The sequence below is a fragment of the Microbulbifer mixtoriginis (SeqCode) genome (assembly GCF_052466715.1).
This window is the reverse complement of the sequence record NZ_CP174288.1, coordinates 392,062-415,497: the sequence shown is the minus strand read 5'-3', so window position 1 is coordinate 415,497 and position 23,436 is coordinate 392,062. Positions and strand designations below refer to the sequence as shown.

Genomic DNA, 23,436 nt, shown 5'->3' with positions numbered 1-23,436 from the left:
GAATTTCTAGCCACTGGATTTTCGCAGCAAATCCAGTGGTACAAAGTCTGCGATACCGTCGCGCCAACGGAATTCACAACTCACCCCGTAGGCTTCGCCAATCAAAGTCGGAGTCAGTACCTGTTGCGGTGTTCCCTGCGCTAACAATTCTCCATCCAGCATCAAGAGAATCCGATCGCAAAAGCGCGCCGCCAGGCTGAGGTCGTGCAGTGCCAACACCACGGTTTTGCCACTGTCGGCCAGGCTGCGGAAGTTCTGCATCAGCTGAAGTTGGTGACGGATATCCAACGCCGCAGTGGGCTCATCGGCGATCAGTAGCGGTGCCCGCCCCACTAACAGGCGGGCCAATTGCACGCGGCGCAGCTCGCCACCGGATAATTGAGTGACCGGGCGCTGGGCAAATTCCTGCGCATCGACCAATAACAACGCCTGTTGAATTCTCTGCTCGCGATCTGGCAGGCGCCCCCAGGGCAGTAAACCCAAGGCCACCATATCCGCCGCACTGAGAGACCAGGCCGGAGTTTCCGACTGCGGTAGGAAAGCCCCCAGCCTCGCGCGCTGGGATGCCGGCAATTGCCCCGCATCGAGACCATTCAGCTCAACATGACCCGCATCGGGGGACAAGACGCCCGATAAACACTGCAACAGGCTGCTTTTGCCGGCGCCGTTGGGGCCCACCACGGCGGTCAACTCGAAGGGCTTAAAAGCACAATGGATTCCCCGCAGGACACTCTTGCGCCCTCGCTGTAATTCCAGCGCAACGCAGGCGGCCTCAATAGTTTTCTCACTAGCCATATTCACAACCACTGCCCCCTGCGCGCCGTCAAAATCAGCCAGAAGAAAAAAGGTGCACCGATAAAAGCGGTGACCGCGCCAATGCGCAGCTCCTGCGCGCCGACAAAATTAATCACCAGAATGTCTGCCAGCAGCAACAGCAGCGCTCCAGCTAAAGCGCTGATCCACAGTAAACGGGCGGGGTCCTGGCGCACCAGAGGGCGCACCAGGTGCGGCACCACCAATCCGACAAAACCGATGGTGCCAGCTACTGCCACGGCACCACCCACGGCACTGGCGATGCCCAGCAAAATAAGAAAGGGATAGGCGCGGCTCTGGAAACCCAAGGAAGCCGCACTGTCTTCACCCAAGGCCAGCGCGCGCAAATAATTGCGTGTGAAAAACAGGCACAGCACCCCCACGGCCAAAAAGGGCAATGCCAAAAACAGTTGGTCCCAGCCGCGATTGGCCAGCGAGCCCATCAACCAGAACACCACCTCCTGCATAGCGAACATGCTCGGCGCATAGTTAAGCGCCAGTGCAATCAGTGCCGATAGGAAAGCGTTAATGGCCACCCCCGCCAACACCAGCCGTCCGGCACTGGCGCCGCGCCCCGCCAACAGCCACACCGCCGCCGCCGCGCTAAAGGCACCACCAATAGCTAGAGCCTGCAACAACCAACCGGATTTCCAGGCAGCGCCGTAATAGAGAAACAGTACCGCCGCCAAAGCCGCACCGCTGGAAACACCGAGCAGCGCCGGCTCCGCCAGAGGGTTACGCAACATCCCCTGCATGGCGGCGCCGCCCATCCCCAAGGCAGCGCCCACCAGTATTGCCAACAGGGCACGGGGCAGTCGCAATTGCCACAGAATCACCGCATCGCTGCTCTGGCCACTCCAGCCCTCAGCCAGCGCATTGGAAAGGTCCACCGAAACCGGGCCACTGCCCAGTGCCCCGAGCAGGGCCAGCGGCAGGGCCGCCAGTAATAACAAAACCGCGTTTTTATTGTACAAGCGCTTCCCTCTTATCCATCAGCTGTTGCAGTGTATCCACCACTGCCAGTACCGGGCACAGGCTCAGCTGCTTCGGCAGGGTATAGGTGCGGCCGCTATCGATATAGCGCTGAAGTACCGGGTGGCGCGCGGCCAGGTAAGCCAGTGCGAAATGCTGCTCGCTGCCATAGAACACCAACAAATCCGGTTGCAGGGCAATCACCTCTTCCAGGCTGATCCGTGCCAGTCCCTGAGTAGTGGCGAGATTGTCAAAACCGGCGCGCTGCAGCAACTGGTGCTCTAGCATGCCGCTGCCGTAAGTGATGTTATTGGCAGAGAGAATCACCGCACTGGCGCGCTGTTTAGAAGCGGGCTGATCGAGTAGTTGTGCCAACGCGCGTTTCTGCTCTTGCAGCGGAGGAAGCGGGCCCAGTACGGCTTGCAAAGCACCGAGTTGTTGTTGCAACTGCTCCAGACTGTAGGCATCGGGGATGGTCACCACATTCATACCCAGTGCCTGCAGCCGCTCAGCCGCACGCTGGGCACCGTACTGCCCGGCGAGCACCAGATCTGGCTTTAATGGCAGCAGCTCCTCGGCGCGGGCGCGATTGAGCTGAACGTGTTCGGGAATCGGCAGGGAGCGATACTGTTCGGCGGCGGACAGCCAGGTCAGAGAGGCAATATCCGCAGGTTGTGCCCAGTTCAGCAGTACTTGGTCCAGACACAGGTTCAACGAAGCAATGCGCTCATAGGCCTGAGCTTTGGCGGCCAGAATGAACACTGCACCGAGTAATAGTTGCCAGCAGAGAAGATGACGCCTGGACGTGCGGGTACTCATCCGACTCAGCTCATGTCGATCACGGCAAGGGCTTCCGCCAGGGTTTTTACCGAATGCATTTCCATACCCTCGATATCGTTTTTCAGGCGATTGGCGGCGGGCACTATCGCTTTGCGAAAACCGTGCTTAGCGGCTTCGCGCAGGCGCTCCTGGCCCGAGGGCACGGGGCGGATCTCACCGGAAAGTCCCACCTCACCGAAGACCACCAGATCCCGCGGCAACACACGATTGCGAAAGCTGGAAACAACTGCCAGCAAAAGAGTCAGGTCGGCACTGGTTTCCATTACCTTGACGCCGCCTACCACATTGATAAACACATCCTGATCGCCGACCAAGACGCCGCCATGGCGGTGCAGCACCGCCAGCAGCATATTCAGGCGGTTCTGGTCGAGGCCCACCGCTACCCGGCGCGGATTACCGAGGCTGCTGTCATCCACCAGTGCCTGCAGTTCCACCAGCAGCGGACGGGTGCCCTCCCACACGGAAGTCACCACCGATCCCGCGGCGATCTCCTCGGCGCGCTGCAGGAAAATAGCGGAGGGATTAGAAACTTCTTTAAGGCCCTGCTCGGTCATGGCAAACACCCCCAGCTCATTCACCGCTCCAAAGCGGTTCTTATGGGCACGCAGGGTGCGGAAGCGGGAGTCGTGAGTACCTTCGAGCAATATGGAGCAGTCAATAATATGTTCCAGCACCTTGGGGCCAGCCAAACTGCCGTCTTTGGTGACATGGCCCACTAAAATCAGCGCAGTACCAGTCTGCTTGGCGAAGCGGGTCAGGTAAGCAGCACTCTCACGCACCTGGGCCACCGAGCCCGGAGCGGACTGCACATCGCTCATATGCATCACCTGGATGGAGTCCACCACCATCACGCGTGGATTGACTTCTTTTGCCGCCAGGCAGATGCGCTCCACATCAGTTTCACTGAGGAGCTGCAGGGAATCAGTGGGCAGGCCCAGGCGTTTGGCGCGCATAGCCACCTGCTGAAGAGATTCTTCACCGGTGATATACAGCGCCGGCATTGAAGTAGCGAGGTGGCACAGAGTCTGTAGCAATACCGTGGATTTACCGGCCCCAGGATGACCGCCGATCAGCACCACCGAGCCCGGCACTAGGCCGCCCCCCAGCACCCGGTCGAGTTCCGAGGCGGAAGTGGGAATACGCGGCAGCTCACTCAGGTCGATTTCCGAGAGCTTCTGCACCTTGCCAGCACCGGCGGCTCCGGCATAGCCACTCTGGGCATCGGTGAAATTGGCCGCGCGGCTGTCTTTGTGCTCTGGCCCCAAACGCACTTCAGAAAGACTGTTCCAGGCACCGCAAGCACTGCACTGCCCCGCCCACTTTGTATAGTCAGCGCCACATTCATTGCACACATAGGCAGTTTTGCGTTTAGCAGCCAAGGTTATTCCCCCAAAGCGTCACCCAGTCAAATTGGCGCACAGTTTACCCCTTATCTCCCTTCAGAGGGCAGCGCTTAACAGACAGATATGACTCTCCTTTACCCAAGTGGTGTATTGGCACTTTTTCCCACTTTCTCTGGGATCTGCGCGATTGATCTAGATCAATTCTTCGTATTTTCACCGGGCTAATATCCGGCGCGTCTCGCCTCCTCCTATAGGCAGAGTCATTACAACATCACCGACTACTCAAAACAGGAAGTAAATATGTCGTCTATTACTCTTCGCAGTGCGCTTCTCGCACTCGTCATGGCCTCGACGTCCGCCCTGGCAGCAGATCACGAAGTTAAGATGCTGAACCAGGGCAAGGACGGCATGATGACTTTCGAACCCGCGTTCCTAAACGTTGCAGTGGGCGATACTGTCACCTTCCTGCCCACCGATATGGCACACAACAGCCGTTCCGTACTCTCCCCAGCCGATGGCGACAGTTGGAATGGCGGCATGGGCGAGAAAGTCAGTGTGACCTTGAATAAGGAAGGCGTTTACCTGTACCAGTGCGATCCGCACCTGCCCTTGGGCATGGTCGGTGTAATTCAGGTAGGCCAGGCCGGCAACCTGGAAGATGCCAAGAAACACGCTCAAGGAATGAGTGAACGTATCGCCGTCAACAAGGAGCGCCTCAGCCAGTACCTTGACCTAATTAAATAAGAGAGGCCGCGGCGTGGACATTTTATTTGAGCAAGGCCCTCACCTGGTTGCGCGTTTCTGCGATCTGGTTAAAGAACAGAATGGCAGCGATGGAGTGCAGGCCAACCAGTTTGTGATTCGCCGCGGCACCCAAGGTGCGCTGATTGATCCCGGCGGTGATCTCACCTACACACCCCTAACCATCGAACTCAGCCGCCACCTGAACCTGAGTGACCTGGAATATATCCTGGCCTCGCACCAGGATCCGGACATCATTGCCTCACTGCCACGCTGGATGTTGCACTCGCGCTGCAAGGTAGCGGTATCCAAACTGTGGTCGCGCTTCCTGCCCCACCTAGTATCCGGCTTTGTCGCCTCGCGTGCCGGTAGTGAACGTTGGCAGGACCGTATCATTCCCATCAGTGACACGGGCGAGGTGCTGCCTTTTGCCGACAGCGAAATCTGGGCCCTGCCCGCACACTTTATGCACTCCTGCGGCAACTTCAGTTTCTACGACCCGGTTAGCCGCATCCTGTTTTCCGGTGACGTGGGCGCTTCCCTCGGTGGAGAGGAGGGCGAAGTCATCGATTTTGATGCGCATACTCCATCCATGGAAGGTTTCCACCAGCGCTATATGGGAGGCAACTGGGCCTGTCGTCTGTGGGTGAAAATGGTGCGAGAACTGAACCCAGCCATGATTGTGCCTCAACACGGCGGTTATTTTGCATCTGAAGAAGTTAAGGAAGGCTTCCTGAGCTGGTTGGAGCGGTTGGAATGTGGACCCGATCTGCTGCGACATCAGGACTATCGCTTGCCTCTGAGGAAACCCTAAAGATCTGTCTAGAGGACAGTCTTTACAAGCGATAACCCTGTAGGCTCCGAATCAATACAGGCATGAAAAACCAAGGGAGAGCGAGACGCTTTCCCTTAACCTCCTCCAATCTCTCGCTGTGCTTGCGCCCCCTGCTGCCCACACATACACTGACCGGCATACTTCTCCTAGGCTGCTTTATGTATATTGCCTACCTTCGCACCTTGTTGCTGATACTGCTGTTGGCCTTCGCCGGCCTAGCATCGGCCGTGCCCTGTGCGGAACCTGCAGATATGCTGAGCATGGAAAACAGCGAACAGGGCCACTGCGAAGCGGATAAAGCCGATGATTGCCACAGTGAGCACCGCGGTGACTGTGGTATCGAATGCGGCTGCTGCCCGGGATTGAGTAATAGCCTCGCCGTAATCTCCGCCAATATCCCGAATTTTTTGCGGCCAATTTCCCTGGCAACAGCTTACACAGTATTTAAACCTTCCCCCGACCCGGAAAGCGCCCTGCGGCCTCCTATTGCCACCTGAGCCTCGGCTCCAGCAATAAACTTCGCCAATAAATCTTTTTTGCCCGCCACTAGCTGCACCTATGCTGCACTGACGATGTGGTGGGTCAGTTGATATGAATGACAGGAGTAATTCCATGTACCGATCTTTTTTAGCCGCAATTGCCGCGCTTGTTACTACATTAGCTCTCAGTGCTTGTGCCGAACCCACCGAGCCCAAAGAATCTCAAGCGCAGAACCTAACTACCTATAAATCCGCTACCTGTGGCTGCTGCAAAGTTTGGGTGGACCACGCTCGCAACAGCGGCTTCGAAGTGGTGGCAAAGGATGTCGATGACCTCAACGGCGTCAAAAACCAGCACGGAATCGAACCCCGCTACCAGTCTTGCCACACCAGTGTGTCCAAGGAAGGCTATGTTTTCGAAGGGCATGTGCCAGCCAAGCTGATTCAGCAATTTTTGCAAAGTCCGCCTAAAGGTGCGCTGGGGCTGGCTGTGCCCGGTATGCCTCTCGGAAGCCCTGGCATGGAGATGGGCGATCGCTTCACCCCCTACCAGGTAATGCAGTTAAACAAGGACGGCAGCAGCGTGGTTTATGCAGAAATCAACGCGGCCGGAGAACAGTTCTGAGGACTGTCGATGACAAAACCTCCGCGGTGCGGCTCGGTTTCGCGCCGCACCTTTGTAACCGGAATCAGCGCCGGCATGGCCCTGCTGGGCCTGCCCGGCTCCCCTACCCCCGCCAGGGCGCGAGTCCCCCCTCCCACGACTTTAACTGGCGAGAATTTCTCCCTGCAGGTAGACCAAAGGACAGTCAACCTGACCGGACAACCCCGCAACGCAATTTCAGTTAACGGTTCTATTCCCGGCCCAATCCTGCACTGGCACGAGGGGCAAACTGTCACTCTCAATGTCCTCAACCAATTAGATAAAAACACTTCGATTCACTGGTATGGCATCAGGGTGCCCAATCCTATGAATGGTGTACCAGGGCTCAATTTCTCCGGTATTAGGCCCGGGGAAAATTTTCGATACCGCTTTAAAGTCACACAAAGCGGAACTTACTGGTATCACAGTCACTCCGGCTTCCAGAGGCAGCAGGGACTCTACGGAGCTATCGTCATCGATCCAGCTGGGGGAGACCCGGTGACCTATGACCGGGATTATGTAGTGTTGCTCTCCGATTGGAGCGATGAATCTCCCCAGCGGATTTATTCAAACCTGAAGAAAGATGGCCACTATTACAACCGGCGCCGCCACCGCACCACCACAGATCTCTGGCGAGATGTACGCGCGAAAGGCATAGAGCAAACCTGGCGTGAACGACACCCATGGAACTTCGCAGGCATGTCTGATCGAGATGTGTCTGATGTCACAGGCTACACCTACAGCTACCTGATCAATGGACAAACTCCGGAAGACAATTGGACTGCCCTATTTGCCCCCGGTGAGATAGTACGGCTGCGTTTTATCAACGCCTCTGCCATGACAATCTTCGACCTACGCATTCCAGATCTGGATATGACCGTGGTGACTGCTGATGGCCAGAATATTCAGCCGGTGAGAGTGGATGAATTCCGCCTAGGTACTGGGGAAACCTACGATGTGGTAGTTAGGCCCAGTGGCGACAGAGCCTACACCCTTTTTGCCCAGGCGATCGATCGCGGCGGTTACGCTCGCGGTACCTTAACGCCCGCTCAGAGTCTTTCTGCCGAAGTTCCCCCCATGGATCCAATCCCTATTCTCGATAAGCGCGATATGGGATTCATCCGTGCCAGTGGTGCTAGAGCTGCTGATAGACAGTCCACTGCAGAAGAAGGCAATGCCAAACTGGCCCCCGCTGGCCTGGGAAGCCATAGCCCCATCATCCACCAGCCAACAGAAAAAGGCCATGGCGTAGCCCTGCGCGCGCTAGCTCCCCAAAATGGAATGGATGATCCCGGTGTTGGACTCCGTGAACACCAGCAACGCTACAACCGCCGCATCCTAACCTACGGGGATCTTCGCAGTCTCACACCTTCATTAGACCAACGCCAACCGCAGCGAGAACTACAACTACATCTCACCGGTAATCCAGCTCGTTACCTATGGTCCATTGACGGTGTTAAATATAAAAACGCCACACCAATATTATTGGCTTATCGCGAGCGTCTACGTATCACTCTGGTGAACGACACCCTACTCACCCAGCCCATGCACCTGCACGGTTTATGGAGTGAGTTGGAAACTGGTGACGGAGAGTATCTACCTCGCAAGCACACGGTGATGGTGCAGCCCGGTGCCAAGATCAGTTACCTGGTAAATGCCGATACCCGGGGGCGCTGGGCATTACACTGCCAAATGCTTTATCGCACATACGGTATTTTCCGAGAGGTGCGCGTGGTATGAGGCGCACTCTCTGTACCAAAGCGACAGTGATAATAATTGTTACCCTGTGCTTGCAACTAAGTTTTCAAGCAGCTAAAGCGCAAAATCGGGAAGACCAGCACCACAGCTTCCAAGCCCCCTCAGAAGAATCAGTCGCTGGAGAGGACAATGGTATGGCCGGGGAGGGGGACAAGCCGGTAGCCAAACTCAGCCTTGACCAATTCGAACGGCGCGGTATGAACGGCGCGGCAATCGAAGGCGATTTCAGTTATGGAGATGACGTCAATAAAGTAGTGCTGGAAGTAGACTTTGAGCGGGGAGGAGGAGAAACGGAAAAAAATGAGCGATGGCTGGTCTACAGCCGGTCCATTTCCAAAGATTGGAATTTCCTCGCCGGCTTCCGACACGACCTACAGCGGGAAACTACCAGCCGCAATTGGCTGGCGATTGGGCTGGTTGGAGAAACCCCTTACTCATTAGAAATGGATGCAGTGCTATTTCTGGGAAGGAACGGCAGTACAGCTTTTCGCCTGGAAGGGGAATATGATGCAAAGCTCGCAGAAAAAGTGAGCCTTATCCCGCGCCTGGAGCTGAATTTCTTTGGCCAAAATGATGAAATCGCTGGCAGTGGCAGTGGATTGTCTCAAATAGAAATAGGCTTGCGCCTACTCTACGAAATTCACCCTAAATTTTCCCCCTATGTCGGCGTTCACCATGAACGAGTTGTGGGCAATGCCGCAGATTTTGCCCGTGAAGAAGGGGAAAAGGTGTATAGCACCGTGTGGGTTGTTGGTTTTCGCGCCTGGTTTTAGCTCCCGGTTCTATAAAAAATTCTGTTCACAACAAACTATCCGCCAAGTAAATGCAGCAGGAAACCAGAATTTTTCTTGGCTTACAGTCGTAATTCACACTTTTTCTTAGGATTCATTAATAGAGAGATTTTATCAAATTTGAAAAATTAGAAAGGCAATATGCTTATACTGGCAAATATTCCTTACAACAAGCAAACTCAAAACTTTGCAAAACGGCAGAATACAGAAACAACTTCTATTAAATGTATGAAATTATTACATCAAGAAGAAATGGTATAGAAAGGGCAAAAAGTGTCGTACATAAACACTTCAGCTCTACACTTTATTCACTCACCATATCTGCAGCAAGATTTCTCCTCATTGAACCTCATAGGTCGCACCAAGCCTATATGGGGTAAACGGGAGTCCAGGCGATACGCAAGTGAAATTCTTCTACGTAAAGTATCAATAACTCCAGCGATTACTATTTCCTTACTAATGGGGATGCTGGCTATCGAAGGACAATCCCAAGAGGATTTACATCATGGCCTTCAGTATCACTCCGCATCTGAAAGTAACAATGATGCAACCCTAGGAGAAGACAAACCCATCGCCAAGCTCAGCCTTGATCAATTTGAATTACAAGGTAATAACGGAGCCACCATTGAGGGGGACATCAGCTATGGTACAGACCAAAGCAAGCTATCCGCAGAAGTAGACTACGAGCGCTCCAACGGGGAGACGGAGGAGAATGAGCTATGGGGCATTTACAGCCACGCAGTTTCTGCTAATTGGAATATTCTCGCAGGAATTCGTCATGATTTTTACCTGGAGAATACCAGCCGCAATTGGTTTGCAATTGGTATTATTGGCGAGACCCCCTACTCATTTGAAATGGACGCTGTATTTTTCCTTGGTAGAAGCGGCAGCACGGCCCTTCGCATAGAAGGGGTTTATACATTTAAACTCTCAGAAAAGTTCAGTTTAGCACCCCGTGCAGAATTTGATTTTTTTGGGCAAAATGACAAAAGTGCAGACGGAGGGTCTGGTCTATCTGAAATAGAAATTGGCATACGTTTACGTTATGAATTTCATCCAAAATTCTCCCCATATATTGGCATACATCAATATCGCAATATCGGAAGAACTGCAGATTTTGAACGCGAAGAGGGAGAAAAAGTATACGACACAGTGTGGGTTCTGGGATTTCGAGCTTGGTTATAAGCCAAAGCTAATTCCCCCTTAGCTAACATTGGTACTATTAATAATAGCGGCACCTCTGAAAAGCTATCCTCTTCATCCTATGAACCTTAAATCTTTAATTGCCCAACATCAAACAGGATAATAAGAACAACTCACAGAGGCGCCAAAAAAGATCAACCGTGCAACTAAAGCGTTAATCTTATTTAAATATTTCCCTAATTCCGATATTGTAACCCACCACTGGAACCGTTAGGTGATTCTCCCCCTTAAATACCTTTTTCGACAATTTAAGGCTAGGATAATTGCGCGACTCTAACCTGCGCACAAATTGCTTCATATCCTTCACCATAAATCCTTCTTCCTTACCGACAAACATGAACATATGCTTCTCCATATCTATATTATTTTCTGCATAAATTCGTTCCTCGGCAAAAATCACTTTATCATCCCACCAGATACTAGGGCTTGCTACAATATAACGGTGAAAACTATCTGGCTGAGTAAACAAAGCATGAAGAGCAAATAATCCCCCCAGAGAATGTCCCATAAAGGTCTGGTCCTGTTGATCAGCAGGGAAAGCATTGCTAATAAAGGGCTTTAACTCTTCGTTAATAAACTCAAGAAACTGATTCGCACCACCCCCCTGAATCTCCCCATCCATCTCTACAGCAGTTGGTGTCAAATCGAGACGCCGTAACTTCCCCAAACTATCATCAACATAATCAATACCTACAAAAATAAAAGCCGGAATCTTTCCTGTTACACTCTGCTTGAAGAAATTTGGAGCCATCATTGGAAAATCGAGATAACCATCCACCATATAAACAACTGGATATTTAACGGTATCGTTCTCCGGATCGTATTCTTTTGGCAATAGAACATCAATTTGATACTGACGCGCCAAGAGGTCTGACTGGTAATAAAAAGACAATATTTCGCCACGAGTAAAAGAGACTGGCTCGGCAGTTCCTGCAGACACCGCCCCCACAGAAACGACAAGTATAAAAACAACCGTTGACAATAATATTCGCATAAACTTTCCCTAGCTGAATGAAATTACTATCACCAATGCAATCAGCGACACCCCAGTTTTTAATTCAGAGCAAACCATAATGTCAACTTAGACACAAAAATTAATAGCCATGTAAATAGATAGGCATAAAACTCACATTTATTTAAAAACAAAAAATTCGCGGAGTGTAGCCTTTCATAGCTTCAAGTAAAGATAAACCAACACAACATCCTACAACTTTGTAAAATAAGACATCATTGTATCTTTTGAGACAACTTACCCAGGATCCACTCTAATCTTTACCCTACGCGTTGAATATGGCGACACACCCGATTCTCAAATAGCCTAAATCCAATACCCAAAACTACGGTTACTAGCTACAAGAAAATATTGAATCACCATTTTAACCCCGGAAATTTAGGCAACCTTTACTAACTGAAGCGTAAAAATACCACTCAGCGGCAACCCAGTATTCTGACTCTCCAGAGTCAGCAGGAATACAACCCTTCCAGATTATCAATAAGGCCCACAGCAAGGCCAAGTGGATAATCCAGCTCTAGTAAAACAGTGAAATTTTATGTCTTTTCATTACTTACAATACGCTTAAATACTTTCCCAGATAGACGCAGCAGCTGCGCTCGGCTCAATAGTCGAGAAAGTAAAACAAGTGCCCATTTTTGCTTACCTGACAGTACATAACTTTTTTTGGAGAAGAATGCTTTTAGCCCTATTTGAGCGACGTACTCAGCAGTTTCGTAAATACTCTCATCCACCTTGACTTGATTATTCGCCACCTCAGCAAAGTTTGTCTTGGTTCCACCGGGGCAAAGGCAGGTTACTGTTACACCGGTTCCTTGTAGTTCATTGTGCAGAGCTTCCGAAAAATTCAGTACGTAACTTTTGGATGCAGAGTAGACGCCAGCATAAGGTACCGGCATCAGGGCTGCTCCAGAGGCAACATTAATGATACCGCCTGTTTTTTTAAGCCTCATCTCTGGTAGATATAAGTAACAAAGCTCTGTTAGGGTGTTAATATTGAGCTGTAACATATCCCTATAGGTTTCAAGAGTGAAGCTTTCAAAGCTTCCCCACTTGCCAAAACCTGCGTTATTAATGAGAATGTCAACTTCAATACCCATCTCTTTAGTTTTATCAAAGAGCTTTTGCGCAGATCCTTCCACGCTTAAATCCATAGGAATAAAGCTTGTATCTACTGGGTATAATTCATTAATTTTTGTTGCGATATTCGATAAGGAGTCTTCAGATCGAGCAACCAAAATTAGGTTTGTACCCCTTTTAGCACATTCATACGCAAATGCTTCGCCGATTCCCGAAGAAGCTCCCGTAACTAATACAGTCTTTGATTTCATTTACTACTATCCCAATACAACTCAAATCCTATTTATTTAGGTCGCCCATTCGATCCCGACATCGGGCAGGTGTGCAGACAAAATCCTTTATAGCCAGTGCTCAGGCAGAGCCCTTGCCCATAACCCACGAAGCTCCGGTTATCAATACAAATTGTTTGTCCATCTGCACTTCCCTCTTGAAAGAAACTCAACTGAATTGGCATGACCGTATTTATGGTTGAGTAGCCAGATCGATCTGCACTTCAGCTATAAACTTCCTCCACCAGGCCTGTGTAGGGGCGGGCGTAAGCACATTCACCGGAGCACCGATAACAGGCGTAAGAACTGTTGCCCCATGAGCTTCTGCGGCCATTGACGCGCGCTCTAGGGGTTCAAACCAATCGTGCAGGGCAAGATCAAAGGTACTGTTGTGGATAGGAACCATGGCACGGCCACGCAAATCCAAATGAGCCTGCACACTCTCCTCCGGTAGCATATGGACTTCACTCCACAGATCGTTGTAAGCACCGGTTTCTATCAGGGTTAGATCAAAGGGCCCGAAGCGCTCCCCGATTTCCCGAAAGCCACCGAAATAACCACTATCACCGCTAAAGAAGATTCGTGCCTCGCGCCCTGCAATTACCCAGCTGGCCCACAAAGTTTTATCCCTATCAGTTAGGCCGCGCCCGGAAAAATGTTGCGCCGGAGTGGCCGTAAATTGCAGACTCCCTATTGAAAAGGACTGCCACCAGGCCAGTTCGATAATCTTGCCTGAAGCGACTCCCCATCCCCGTAAATAATCGCCTACCCCTGTAGGAACAATAAAGCGTTCAACTTTCTTATCCAGGGTGCGCACGCTGGTTTTATCCAGGTGATCGTAATGATCATGACTGATTATTACGGCTTTTAACGCCGGCAGATCTTGTAGAGACAAAGGTAGCGGATGGAAACGTTTCGGCCCCATCCACTGTACTGGTGAAGCCCTCTCGCTGAATACCGGGTCAGTAAGCACAAACTCCCCATCAAGATGGATCAAAACGGATGAGTGCCCCAGGCGATAGATCGTTGGCTGACCCTCATTAGTTGTGAGTACTTCCTTTGTGATCATCTGTAGGGGAAGAGGTACTCTAGGTACCGGTGCCACCCTGTCAGCACGGGCATAGGCTGCAATGATGTCCACCATCTTACCCAGCCCCGCTTTATAAACGGTCTCCGTGTTTTGAAACTTTTGCGGCTGTGTAGCACAGCTATTAAATAGACCAACGGACATACCTATCACTCCTAGTAATAACCACCAGCGCTTCTTCATAGATGCCACCAAGTAAACTATACAGTGCAGTTTATTGTCGATAGAAGAAAAAGTAAACCAGTTAGTGTAAAATTAATCACTTAGATTAATTCCCCCGCCAGGTAGCTTTCCTGACGCAAGCAGAGATACCGAGAGTCACATGAGTGAAAAGAAGCCGACCAGAAGCGAAATTAAGCGCCAGGCCATTATTGATGCCGCTAAACAGGCCTTTCAGGAACTGGGCGTTCAGGGAACCAGTATGGATGAGCTGGCAGCCCGCGCCCAGGTGTCCAAGCGCACGGTATATAACCACTTTGCCAGCAAGGAAGCGTTGGTGATGTTTTTGATTGGCGAGCTCTGGCAGCAGGCAACCCAGTCCCCAGGCTGTGACTACAATCCGGATTGCGATCTTTATACTCAACTGCACACGCTTTTGGCGCTGGAAATTAAAACTATCTGTAACCCGCAGTATATTGAACTAAACCGTATGGCCTTCGACTACTTCTTCCACCAGCCGGAAGCCCTGCGTCAGGAAATGGAAAAATACAAAGCCCATGAAACCGGCGTACAACGCTGGATTAAAGCCGCCGCAGCCGATGGCCGACTGAAGCCACTGGACCCAGAAATCGCCAGCGGGCAGATACACAACTTAATTAAGGGAAGCTGTTTTTGGCCACAGATGTTACAACTCTCCGGCCCGCCTAGCTCAACCGAACAAACCGCACTAGCGGAGCGTACTGCGGAGATGTTTTTGAGTCATTATCAGGTTTAATATCTATATGTGTTGGTAGATAGTCCTGATAACTACCAACACATTATTGTATGCAAGAAATCTACTGTTCTAAGAAGATTTCTGAGGGTTATTTATTAACTTTTAACTAAAAATAAAAACCACTAATATAATCACCTTTGAACCATACCTACGCCGTGATTAAACTTGCAACTTACCCAAATGCAAATTAGTTATTAACATTTGAGCATCTTCTCCATCATTTGACCCACTTATATATTTGAATTTTCGTTTTGCAACTGCTGTAGCTTTAGCGCCTCCATCTCTAAGGGCTTAGTGTAATTCCTTTTTAGGTATTTTGGGGTTTACATTGTTACTCATAACCCAAAAGTCTATTCCTCCACTATAGTCAAGTATTCGTGCGGCCTCACGTATTGCTTTACTCACACCTGTATACAGCTTTTTATTCTCCTGAACCAAGTCATTTGGTGACATGATTCTTTCACCCTCAGCATTCAGATTTTTAACATATATATTTCTTATAAATGCTTGAGGAGTAGTTTGATACCATTCCGCTGCAATTTTTACTGCAGCCACAATATCGCTACTCACTGTAGAATCTATACCATATACCCACACCTCATTATCGATAATGGCAGCATTTTTTGTTATAGAGTCAAACCTCCTTTCAAAAGGAGATTTATTTATAGATCCAAAATACTTTAATGACCATATATCAATCGAATCAAAGCAGGTACGTAAGATTTTCTCTCTATTTTTAGGGCTTCCAAATACCAAAGAGACATCCATTTTAAAGCTTGGACTGCCCTCAGCCATAGACATCGCAAAAGAATCTATATTCATTGCAACAACATCCTTATTAAATTTGCTACTAACTAGCTAAAGTCAGTCCCACTCCACTTCATCGTTATCGCTTTCTTCACTTTCATTAAAGCTCATAGATTCAGAAGAAATAAATAAAGAAAACTTAGGCTCACCTTTTTGTCTGGCAGCTTCAGCCGCACTCTCAATCTGGCTAAAATGCTCTGTATCTACCCACGACTCGGCATTATAAATTTCACACCTCAATACCTCACACAATTCCAACTGTTTATCTCGCAATAATTGTTCAATTGAACCATTTGCCTCTTCAAAGCTATTTGAGGGAATTAGGCACTCGACAAAATAAAAATCAGACCCATCATCATCTAACTGGCACCCATCCATTCGACGTGACTTTGTCGAAACGATCCATATATCTTTGTTATCCATATTCATCTCTCAATATTAAGCATGAAGGTTAGCTTATCAAACACAGTACGGGAACACACAGCCCTGACGAGCTCAGAATTTTAATATAAAATCAATAGCAACAACCCCAAATGTAATCAATTGTTATTGGAAAAATATCTACTTTCTCATTGTGAATTTACCCTAAGTACCAATCACAAATTTTTTCAGCCAGATATACTATTACACCAAAACTGAAAATCAGCAGGGACGGCCAAAATATACTGATAGGTCCATGACGACTGACTACCCACTTTGATATAAATCCAATAAATAAGCACATCAAAAAAATGATTAGAAGCTACAACCCAAACGACATAGAGCCCATCTTAAATATTTGGCTAAAAGCCTCCATTAGGGCACATAATTTTATCGCAGCTGACTTCTGGGAGTCTCAAATAGATAATATGCGCGATATCTATATACCAAACTCAGAAACCTATATCTATGATATACACTCAAAGATATATGGCTTTTACTCTCTAGCTGACAATACTTTAGCCGCGCTTTTTGTGGATCCAGAATTCCAAGGCCAGGGCATTGGGAAACGGCTTATAGCACATGCTAAATCACAGAGAAACCCGTTAAACCTAACGGTTTACAAAGAGAATGTTAATAGCTATCAGTTTTACCTATCTCAAGGCTTTCACTCACAAAAAGAGCAAGTAGATAATCATACGGGACATATTGAGTGCTTGATGAGCACAAAGATATAAAGTGCCTACCCCCAAAATATAAGTAAAAGACAATGCTCCCTGACAAGATATATTTAATCGACAAATCAAAAGAGCTGACTCAAGCATGGCACCAGGTTTTTAGTGATATTGAGATTTTTGAAATTATTGAGGGTGATTATTTCTCAAAACCTGCCGATGCAATCGGTAAGCCCAGCAAACAGTTTTGGAATTATGGATGGAGGCCTCGACCTGCCGATTAGAAATGAATTAGGGTTTGAGGTGGAAGATCAGTTACAAAAGCGAATTAAATCTGATTTTCATGGTGAGCTGCCCATTGGATCAGCAATAGTGATTTCAACCTCGAATGCCAATTGGCCTTACATGATTTCTGCCCCCACTATGCGTATTCCTGAGGACATATCAAATACCATGAATGCCTACTATGCTTTCAGGGCCATTTTAAACTCAGTAAAACTATTCAATAAGTCAGGCCCCATGAAGAAGATAAACTCCATAGTTTGCCCAGGCTTGGGCACTGGCATTGGGAATTTACCGGCTAGGCGTTGTGCTGGCCATATGCGAGCAGCCTACAATTACTTATCCAAACCTCCTAGAATTCCCAGCTTTAAAGAAATTCATGAAACCCATAGAAAACTGCAAATCACATACTAAATAGAGCCAATGCCCTATTGGAGTAGCTCAACGTAAGTAAAGCACATCGTAAAATACAAAAAGGCCCCTAGTGGGGCCTTGTTTGATTAGTTGGATTTATAATTTTTCCCAGGCCATCTGCCAGTAGCTACCTCTGCCAGGTTCATACTGGTTTGCACTTCTGCTCCACTGGACACAGTAGCCAGAATTAGGGAAGGGCTTACATTGATAAATATTCCCATCACTGCCCATTACTTTAGTTCCGGCCGTATAGGATTTTAGACCTTCGGGGAAAACAAAGTCGTAGTCACCTGCTGGCGGTGGAGAAGTTTCGTCTTCCATCAAGTGGAAATCTTGTGTAGTTTGATCAATCAAATTTCCATCAATATCTTTTGTCACAATAACGAGCATATGATGGCCAGGTTCAGACTTTGAAAGTGTCAAAGTCCTATCTAATCTCTGACCGTCACTCATATTGACTTCATAATTAGCCAGTGTTTCACGAGCATGGTTCAAGACTTTCAGCTCAGCCCTGATATTTCCTTTTGCGGTGAGAGCAAGCTGTAGTGAGAGTGGATCGTCAGATATTGTGTACATATCCTCAAGTCCTGACACATTTAAATCATAATCTGGTGTTGGGCTGTTGATTTCATAATTAATTTCAACACGCTCTAAACCGCTGCCATCCTGTAAATATATTGGATTTGAGCCAAAGACAGGGCTAAATTGATCTTCGCCATTAAACTGGCCTGCGCGAATACTGGTCTGTTCTTGATTGATTTTGGTTGCAAGATCATGTACCCAGTTATTAGCCATACCCTGCTCATCAGTAGCAATTTCCAGCACTGTTGCATAAGCTGGCTCTTCATTACTGCTACTATAAACACGTGTGGAAACTTTATCGCCAACTTTTAAGTTTTGTGTTGGATTAATTGTTCCACCTTGATTCCATTCTGATTCGGGCACTCCATCGCCATCAAATTCTACGTCGATAACATTGTAAAAGGCCGCGGCTGTATCAGCCACATCCCACACAGCAAGGATAACTTGGTACCCATTTCGCTCAGGAACCACGCATTCGTGATACATATCAATGGGTGGCTTTTGATTATTTCCATCAATAGTACAGAATGGATTTAAATCAAATGAAGCTCGGGATAATGGTTGATTGGGGTTCCAATCCGGTTTGGTAATATAATATTTCCAGTCACGAGCTACGTGATTCGCGGTAAAGTGCCACTTAAAAGTTTGTTTACCAGCAGTTATGGGAGTTTTCAGCCAGCGGTCAGCAGTTTGTTCATTTAATGGTGACCATACATTACTACCGGCACTAGCGATCATGCCATCAGCCGGGCCACTCTCTGGAAACCCTTCGGGCCCTTCAACACTTTGCGGCTCCCATTGAACGGCTCCACAATTTATGTTTTTTTGACCTGTAGAGGCTAGAGGGTATTTACATAAAGTACCCCGCGCAGATGCCGCACCTCCATCATATTCTTCCACGTAGCCATGGCCAATTGTATTAGAGCTGACCCCCACCAGAATCATCGCCAATAGAGTTTTGTTTAATGCAGGTTTCTTCAGTGACGAAACCGCTTTTTTCATTCGTAAAGTCATATCAACAGCCATTATTTATGCATGTGCGATTTCCTTCCTGGGTTTATTTACTTCCTTATTTTTGCCCGACCAAGTAAACATCGCTTTATTTAAAAAATACTTGTGAGGCGTTATTGTCAGGTTAATGGACTTTGACCTTTAGATACGGTTCCAAATAATTTCGCAATTATGCAAACATAGTGAAAAATTGTCACCAAAAGCCATACTGCCATTTTAAGAAAGGAATAAATTATTCATGCAAGGGAATTTCTATTTAAGCTTACTGTCTTGACAAAAGAAAAATAAAACCACGTATAAATATTTAGAAAGATCTAGACATATAGGCAACGGGAAGCAACTACCTAGACAGCAAGAAAATCTCTCTGAATATATGACTAAAAATTAGGAATTGTTCTTAAAAAAATAATCAAGACTAGAAGACCAATAAACACCTCATTTTTATTTAGTAGTCATAAAGCTACACATCCCTGTGTTACCTAGACATATTCACTCAGTAGACGAGTCTTCTAAAAACTGGCTAAAGGGCAAATAGATTAAATCATCCATATGTTATGCCGCCATAAAAGGTCTACTGAGAGGCAGGGGCAGAAGGAAATGAAACCCTCAAGGCCCAACAGCCAAAGTAGTCATTTATGCTCCAAAATAAAAAATACTATTCTTTACGCCTCAATATCTAAGATTAGACGCAACCCTGTTACTTACCGGTAACTGAGTGACTTAGATGTTTACGGATATCGATCATTATTAGCAGATTGGCGATAAACCAAAGATCTTTAATAATAAATATGCCACTAGAGGCCAAAACTCCAGGGCTTTGCCAGCTTCCGGGATAGCTGAACAGAAAAGTCTGAGTTGTCACAAACACCGCACCACAGAGCAGTATTCCCGGCCAAAACAGGGACCGGATAACTAACCCCAAAGCCAAAATGATCAGAGCGATCAAGTCATAGATGCCAATCAGATTGGAGGCCTGTTGTACATTGAAGAAACTATAGAGCCATGCCATCAAGGGTGAACTACTCACCAAGCCCTCAATACCCTGGGCTTCTATTGCAGTGAACTTCATTCCGCCAATCCACAACAGAACCAACCCCACTGGTAAATAGTTCAGCCAGATATAGCGCATTGACTGACAAGCACTGCAGCTCAAAAGTGTCAGACCAATCGCGGTGAGGGCAAGGTACTTGATCACGCCCTGCCCGGAGCCAATAGCGGGAAACCCACCGAGGCTATCGATCCAATGCACACTTCCGAAGAGACTTAACAAAGGGACCAAGGATATACATATAATCAGGAGTGCCAGGGGGCGAATATATTGTGGTTTTAACAGTGATAGCAGGGCTAAAACCGCAGCTACCGCAAAGAGTAGTGCTACGGCTATTCTTACGATGTGCAAGCCCGCCTCACTATTAACGCCATATAATCCGAAAATGGAGGCCAGGCCCCCATTCTGGCCAAGAAACAAGGCAGCAGCAATCAATGTAAATGAAAGGCCCAGCAGGGCCCTAGAAGTTTTTTGCAAAAAGGTGTTCATTATTTAGGGACCAAATCGTAAATAGCACTTCTGGAAAACCTAGTGGCCTCCCCTCTGTCACCTCCGGGCACTTCCCTATGCTTCTTTGACCCATTAAGTGTTCTAAGTCGGGTTAGCTGTTAAGGAAGTGCCTGAAGGCCTATTAATGTTGTCGGTCCTGATTGGAAAAAATTACACCTTAATTGACTTGTTCGCAGAAAATAAACTGACCTCTTCCGGTTGAGTTCACTTTATTCCAAGGTAAGCGTCCCACGATACATCTGCATCTGGCAGCTAAAGGGATATTTTCCCGGTTTGGCCGCAGGGATTTCTACCGCTGTTTCTTTATTGAGCGCTAGCTCAGCACTGATTTCGAGATCCGGGAAAATCACCCACTCGGAGCAGGGGCTGGGATCTTCCCGTAAAAAATGCAGGGTGGCGGCATGACCCGAAGGCAGGCGAATATGATCCGGCTCATATACGCCATCTTTGACCACTATTTGCAGTTGTTCACTGACCGCCACTGTCTTTGCCGCACCGCGCCTTGGGCCCAGCCAGAACCACCAGATGATGGCAATAATTAGCAGTACTCCGATGGTATTTACCAGGGTCGCAATCATTAGTGCACCTCCGAGGGCTTAAAGAAGCGTAGACGATTGGCATTGCTCACCACGGTAAGCGAGGAGAGTGCCATAGCGGCACCGGCCACGATCGGGCTCAGCAACATGCCAGTGAGCGGAAATAGCACCCCTGCGGCGATGGGTATACCTAGGGTGTTATAAATAAAGGCTCCAAAAAGGTTCTGTTTGATATTGCCGAGAGTCGCCCGCGATAATTCCACCGCATTGGCGACTCCATGTAGGGAGGAACGCATCAGGGTGACATCGGCACTTTCGATAGCGACATCGGTACCGGCGCCGATAGCAAAGCCCACATCGGCGCGAGCCAGTGCTGGGGCATCATTGATACCATCTCCCACCATGCCCACACGCGCACCGTCTTTCTGCAGTTGCGCCACTATGTGCTCTTTGTCTTCCGGCAATAACTCAGCGTGCACTTTATCGATTTTAAGATGACGGGCAACGGCCTCGGCGCTGGCTTGGTTATCACCAGTCAGCATCTCCAGGCGCAGGCCCAACTTACGCAAACGGGCTATGGCCGCTGCGGCATCATCCCGAATTGGATCAGCCACAGCGATAATTCCCTGCAGTACACCATCCACTGCCGCATACATCACCGTACGCCCTGCCTCCGCCAGATTATTGGCGCGGGCCTTCCAGTCACCCAGGGGAATATTTTCCCGCTGCATTAACTTACTGTTACCGAGCAGTATCTTTTTACCGGAAATAACCCCCATCACCCCATGTGCGGTAATGGCTTCGAAATCACTAGGCTTTTGTAGATCAAGCTTTTTCTCATGGGCCGCAGTCACAACCGCCTCAGCCAGCGGATGCTCCGAGCCCTGTTCCAGGCTCGCCAGCAAACGCAGTAACTCATCGCTATCGCCTTCGCTCTCGATATCGGTGAGGCGTGGTGAGCCCTCGGTGAGCGTGCCGGTCTTATCCACAACCAGCACATCCAGATTGCAGGACTGCTGCAACGCCTTGCCGTTGCGCACCAGCACACCGTACTCCGCACCCTTACCCACGCCCACCATCACCGACATGGGCGTAGCCAGCCCCAGGGCGCAGGGGCAGGCAATAATCAGCACCGAGGTAAGCACCACCAGCATATGGGCGGCGCGCGGATCTGGTCCCAGGTTGAACCAGACCAGTGCCGCCACCACAGCGATGATCATCACCACCGGCACAAAAACGGCCGAGATTTTGTCTGCCAGGCGCGCAATGGGCACCCGTGAGCCCTGGGCGTTTTTGACCATCTCAATAATTTGTGCCAGGCGGGTGTCCGCCCCCACTTTTTCCGCCCGGAACAGCAAGCTGCCGTTCTTGTTCAGGGTGCCGGCAGCCAGATTGTCCCCCTCACCCTTCTTCACCGGCACCGGCTCGCCGGTGAGCATGGATTCATCCACCAGGCTACCACCCTCCAGCACCACGCCATCCACCGGGATCTTTTCTCCGGGGCGCACGCGCAACTGGTCACCGGCCTGAACCTGCTCAATCGGCAGATCCACTTCTTTACCGTCGCGCAGAACCCGCGCCGAGGTGTCCTGCAGCTCCAACAGTTTCTCCACCGCCGCACTGGTGCGCCCGCGAGCGCGCACTTCCAGTGCCTGGCCCAGGCTGATCAGGCCGATAATCATAGCGCTGGCCTCAAAGTACACATGGCGCGCCGCTTCCGGCAGCAGGTGGGGCACCAGCACCACCAACATGGAAAAAAGCCAGGCCGTACCGGTACCCAGGGCCACCAGGGTATCCATAGTAGCGCTGTGGTGGCGTAGCGCTTTCCAGGCCCCACTGAAAAATTGACCACCACAGAACACCAGAATTGCCAGGGTAATAAGCCCCATGGCGCCCCAAGCCAGCTGATCTGCGAAGCTGTTAACGGACATCTTATCGGTGATCAGGCCCCAGGCCATCAACGGCAGGCCCACACCCAGGGCAATAGCGGAGCGCCACAGCAACTGGTGATAGTGGCGCTCTTCCTGGGCACGCTGCTCTTCGCGCCGCTGGCGCTCGCTACTCTTGGCCACCTCGGCGTCATAACCCGCCTGGCGCACCGCCTCGATGCAACTTTGCGGCGTCGCCGCGCCCTGCACCTTAAGGGTTTTATCGGCCAGGTTTATGCGGGCATCCTGCACCCCCGCAACACCCTGCACGGCGCTTTCAATCTTATTCACACAGCCGGCACAGCTCACGCCACTGAGGCGGAATAGTGTCTGCGCTGCTTGCTGTTCTCTCGCCATAATGCTCTCCCGCAATACCGTTTCTGGCGACAAAGTTACAACCTTACCCCAAGGGTAAGGCAACGGG

At 49.5% G+C, this 23,436-nt stretch carries 23 protein-coding genes; 10 read left to right on the top strand and 13 right to left on the bottom strand.

All coding sequences use genetic code 11. The features are described 5' to 3' along the window. Positions 1-6: 6 nt before the first annotated feature. Genes ACJJH9_RS02020 through radA form a run of 4 tightly spaced genes read right to left on the bottom strand, consistent with a single transcriptional unit; the run spans position 7 to position 4,004 of the window. Positions 7-795, bottom strand: a complete 789-nt coding sequence (locus ACJJH9_RS02020; RefSeq protein WP_444925199.1) for an ABC transporter ATP-binding protein — start codon at positions 793-795, stop codon at positions 7-9. Positions 796-797: 2 nt separating this feature from the next. Next, positions 798-1,787, bottom strand: a complete 990-nt coding sequence (locus tag ACJJH9_RS02015; protein WP_252083381.1) for a FecCD family ABC transporter permease — start codon at positions 1,785-1,787, stop codon at positions 798-800. Beyond that, positions 1,777-2,604, bottom strand: a complete 828-nt coding sequence (locus tag ACJJH9_RS02010) for an ABC transporter substrate-binding protein (RefSeq protein ID WP_444924126.1) — start codon at positions 2,602-2,604, stop codon at positions 1,777-1,779. The genes ACJJH9_RS02015 and ACJJH9_RS02010 overlap by 11 nt, the downstream gene beginning before the upstream one ends. A gap of 5 nt (positions 2,605-2,609) precedes the next feature. Next, entirely contained in the window at positions 2,610-4,004 is a 1,395-nt protein-coding gene (gene radA, locus ACJJH9_RS02005) for a DNA repair protein RadA (RefSeq protein WP_444882823.1), read from the bottom strand. Positions 4,005-4,310: 306 nt separating this feature from the next. Here radA and ACJJH9_RS02000 point away from each other — a divergent pair, with 306 nt between their 5' ends. The 7 genes from ACJJH9_RS02000 to ACJJH9_RS01970 all read left to right on the top strand — a co-directional run bounded on the left by ACJJH9_RS02000 (position 4,311) and on the right by ACJJH9_RS01970 (position 10,400). Further along, positions 4,311-4,712 (top strand): pseudoazurin, encoded by a 402-nt coding sequence (locus ACJJH9_RS02000; RefSeq protein ID WP_444910560.1) that lies wholly within the window; start codon positions 4,311-4,313, stop codon positions 4,710-4,712. 13 nt (positions 4,713-4,725) lie between these two features. Next, a complete protein-coding gene (locus ACJJH9_RS01995) occupies positions 4,726-5,523 on the top strand; it encodes an oxygen-binding di-iron domain-containing protein (RefSeq protein WP_444887244.1) in 798 nt (265 codons plus the stop codon). Positions 5,524-5,702: 179 nt separating this feature from the next. Further along, the gene (locus ACJJH9_RS01990; RefSeq protein WP_444924125.1) at positions 5,703-6,041 is read left to right on the top strand and encodes a hypothetical protein; all 339 of its coding nucleotides are present in this window, start codon (positions 5,703-5,705) and stop codon (positions 6,039-6,041) included. A 115-nt stretch (positions 6,042-6,156) separates the two neighbouring features. Beyond that, positions 6,157-6,648 carry a DUF411 domain-containing protein gene (locus tag ACJJH9_RS01985; RefSeq protein ID WP_444899771.1) on the top strand — a complete coding sequence of 164 codons (492 nt, stop codon included), beginning with the start codon at positions 6,157-6,159 and terminating at the stop codon, positions 6,646-6,648. A gap of 9 nt (positions 6,649-6,657) precedes the next feature. Then, positions 6,658-8,406: a copper resistance system multicopper oxidase gene (locus ACJJH9_RS01980; protein WP_444924124.1), complete on the top strand. Its 1,749-nt coding sequence runs from the start codon at positions 6,658-6,660 to the stop codon at positions 8,404-8,406. After that, positions 8,403-9,197: a copper resistance protein B gene (locus ACJJH9_RS01975; protein WP_444899769.1), complete on the top strand. Its 795-nt coding sequence runs from the start codon at positions 8,403-8,405 to the stop codon at positions 9,195-9,197. The genes ACJJH9_RS01980 and ACJJH9_RS01975 overlap by 4 nt, the downstream gene beginning before the upstream one ends. A gap of 291 nt (positions 9,198-9,488) precedes the next feature. Then, the gene (locus tag ACJJH9_RS01970) at positions 9,489-10,400 is read left to right on the top strand and encodes a copper resistance protein B (protein ID WP_444924123.1); all 912 of its coding nucleotides are present in this window, start codon (positions 9,489-9,491) and stop codon (positions 10,398-10,400) included. A gap of 178 nt (positions 10,401-10,578) precedes the next feature. Here the strand turns inward: ACJJH9_RS01970 and ACJJH9_RS01965 are convergent, their stop codons facing one another. The 3 genes from ACJJH9_RS01965 to ACJJH9_RS01955 all read right to left on the bottom strand — a co-directional run bounded on the left by ACJJH9_RS01965 (position 10,579) and on the right by ACJJH9_RS01955 (position 14,049). Beyond that, positions 10,579-11,412, bottom strand: coding sequence for an alpha/beta hydrolase (locus tag ACJJH9_RS01965; protein ID WP_444924122.1), 834 nt, complete (start codon positions 11,410-11,412; stop codon positions 10,579-10,581). A gap of 554 nt (positions 11,413-11,966) precedes the next feature. After that, positions 11,967-12,761: an SDR family NAD(P)-dependent oxidoreductase gene (locus ACJJH9_RS01960; protein ID WP_444924121.1), complete on the bottom strand. Its 795-nt coding sequence runs from the start codon at positions 12,759-12,761 to the stop codon at positions 11,967-11,969. Positions 12,762-12,972: 211 nt separating this feature from the next. Then, positions 12,973-14,049, bottom strand: a complete 1,077-nt coding sequence (locus ACJJH9_RS01955; protein ID WP_444924120.1) for an MBL fold metallo-hydrolase — start codon at positions 14,047-14,049, stop codon at positions 12,973-12,975. 139 nt (positions 14,050-14,188) lie between these two features. Here ACJJH9_RS01955 and ACJJH9_RS01950 point away from each other — a divergent pair, with 139 nt between their 5' ends. Then, on the top strand, positions 14,189-14,800 hold the full coding sequence (locus tag ACJJH9_RS01950) for a TetR/AcrR family transcriptional regulator (protein WP_444924119.1): 612 nt from the start codon (positions 14,189-14,191) through the stop codon (positions 14,798-14,800). A 291-nt stretch (positions 14,801-15,091) separates the two neighbouring features. Here ACJJH9_RS01950 and ACJJH9_RS01945 read toward each other — a convergent pair whose 3' ends face one another. Beyond that, the gene (locus tag ACJJH9_RS01945; protein WP_444924118.1) at positions 15,092-15,622 is read right to left on the bottom strand and encodes a hypothetical protein; all 531 of its coding nucleotides are present in this window, start codon (positions 15,620-15,622) and stop codon (positions 15,092-15,094) included. 42 nt (positions 15,623-15,664) lie between these two features. Then, entirely contained in the window at positions 15,665-16,030 is a 366-nt protein-coding gene (locus tag ACJJH9_RS01940; RefSeq protein WP_444924117.1) for a hypothetical protein, read from the bottom strand. Between the two features lie 308 nt (positions 16,031-16,338). On the opposite strand from ACJJH9_RS01940, the gene ACJJH9_RS01935 reads away from it, so the two are divergent. Further along, positions 16,339-16,764 (top strand): N-acetyltransferase, encoded by a 426-nt coding sequence (locus tag ACJJH9_RS01935; RefSeq protein ID WP_252083395.1) that lies wholly within the window; start codon positions 16,339-16,341, stop codon positions 16,762-16,764. A 108-nt stretch (positions 16,765-16,872) separates the two neighbouring features. Then, a complete protein-coding gene (locus ACJJH9_RS01930; protein ID WP_444924116.1) occupies positions 16,873-17,397 on the top strand; it encodes a macro domain-containing protein in 525 nt (174 codons plus the stop codon). Positions 17,398-17,493: 96 nt separating this feature from the next. Here the strand turns inward: ACJJH9_RS01930 and gbpA are convergent, their stop codons facing one another. The 4 genes from gbpA to ACJJH9_RS01910 all read right to left on the bottom strand — a co-directional run bounded on the left by gbpA (position 17,494) and on the right by ACJJH9_RS01910 (position 23,369). After that, positions 17,494-19,005 (bottom strand): N-acetylglucosamine-binding protein GbpA, encoded by a 1,512-nt coding sequence (gbpA, locus tag ACJJH9_RS01925; RefSeq protein ID WP_444924115.1) that lies wholly within the window; start codon positions 19,003-19,005, stop codon positions 17,494-17,496. 682 nt (positions 19,006-19,687) lie between these two features. Next, positions 19,688-20,527: a DUF417 family protein gene (locus tag ACJJH9_RS01920; protein WP_444924114.1), complete on the bottom strand. Its 840-nt coding sequence runs from the start codon at positions 20,525-20,527 to the stop codon at positions 19,688-19,690. Between the two features lie 230 nt (positions 20,528-20,757). Further along, positions 20,758-21,126: a cupredoxin domain-containing protein gene (locus ACJJH9_RS01915; RefSeq protein WP_444882840.1), complete on the bottom strand. Its 369-nt coding sequence runs from the start codon at positions 21,124-21,126 to the stop codon at positions 20,758-20,760. Continuing rightward, positions 21,126-23,369 (bottom strand): heavy metal translocating P-type ATPase, encoded by a 2,244-nt coding sequence (locus ACJJH9_RS01910; protein WP_444924113.1) that lies wholly within the window; start codon positions 23,367-23,369, stop codon positions 21,126-21,128. Before ACJJH9_RS01910 ends, ACJJH9_RS01915 begins: the two co-directional genes overlap by 1 nt. Positions 23,370-23,436 lie beyond the last annotated feature (67 nt).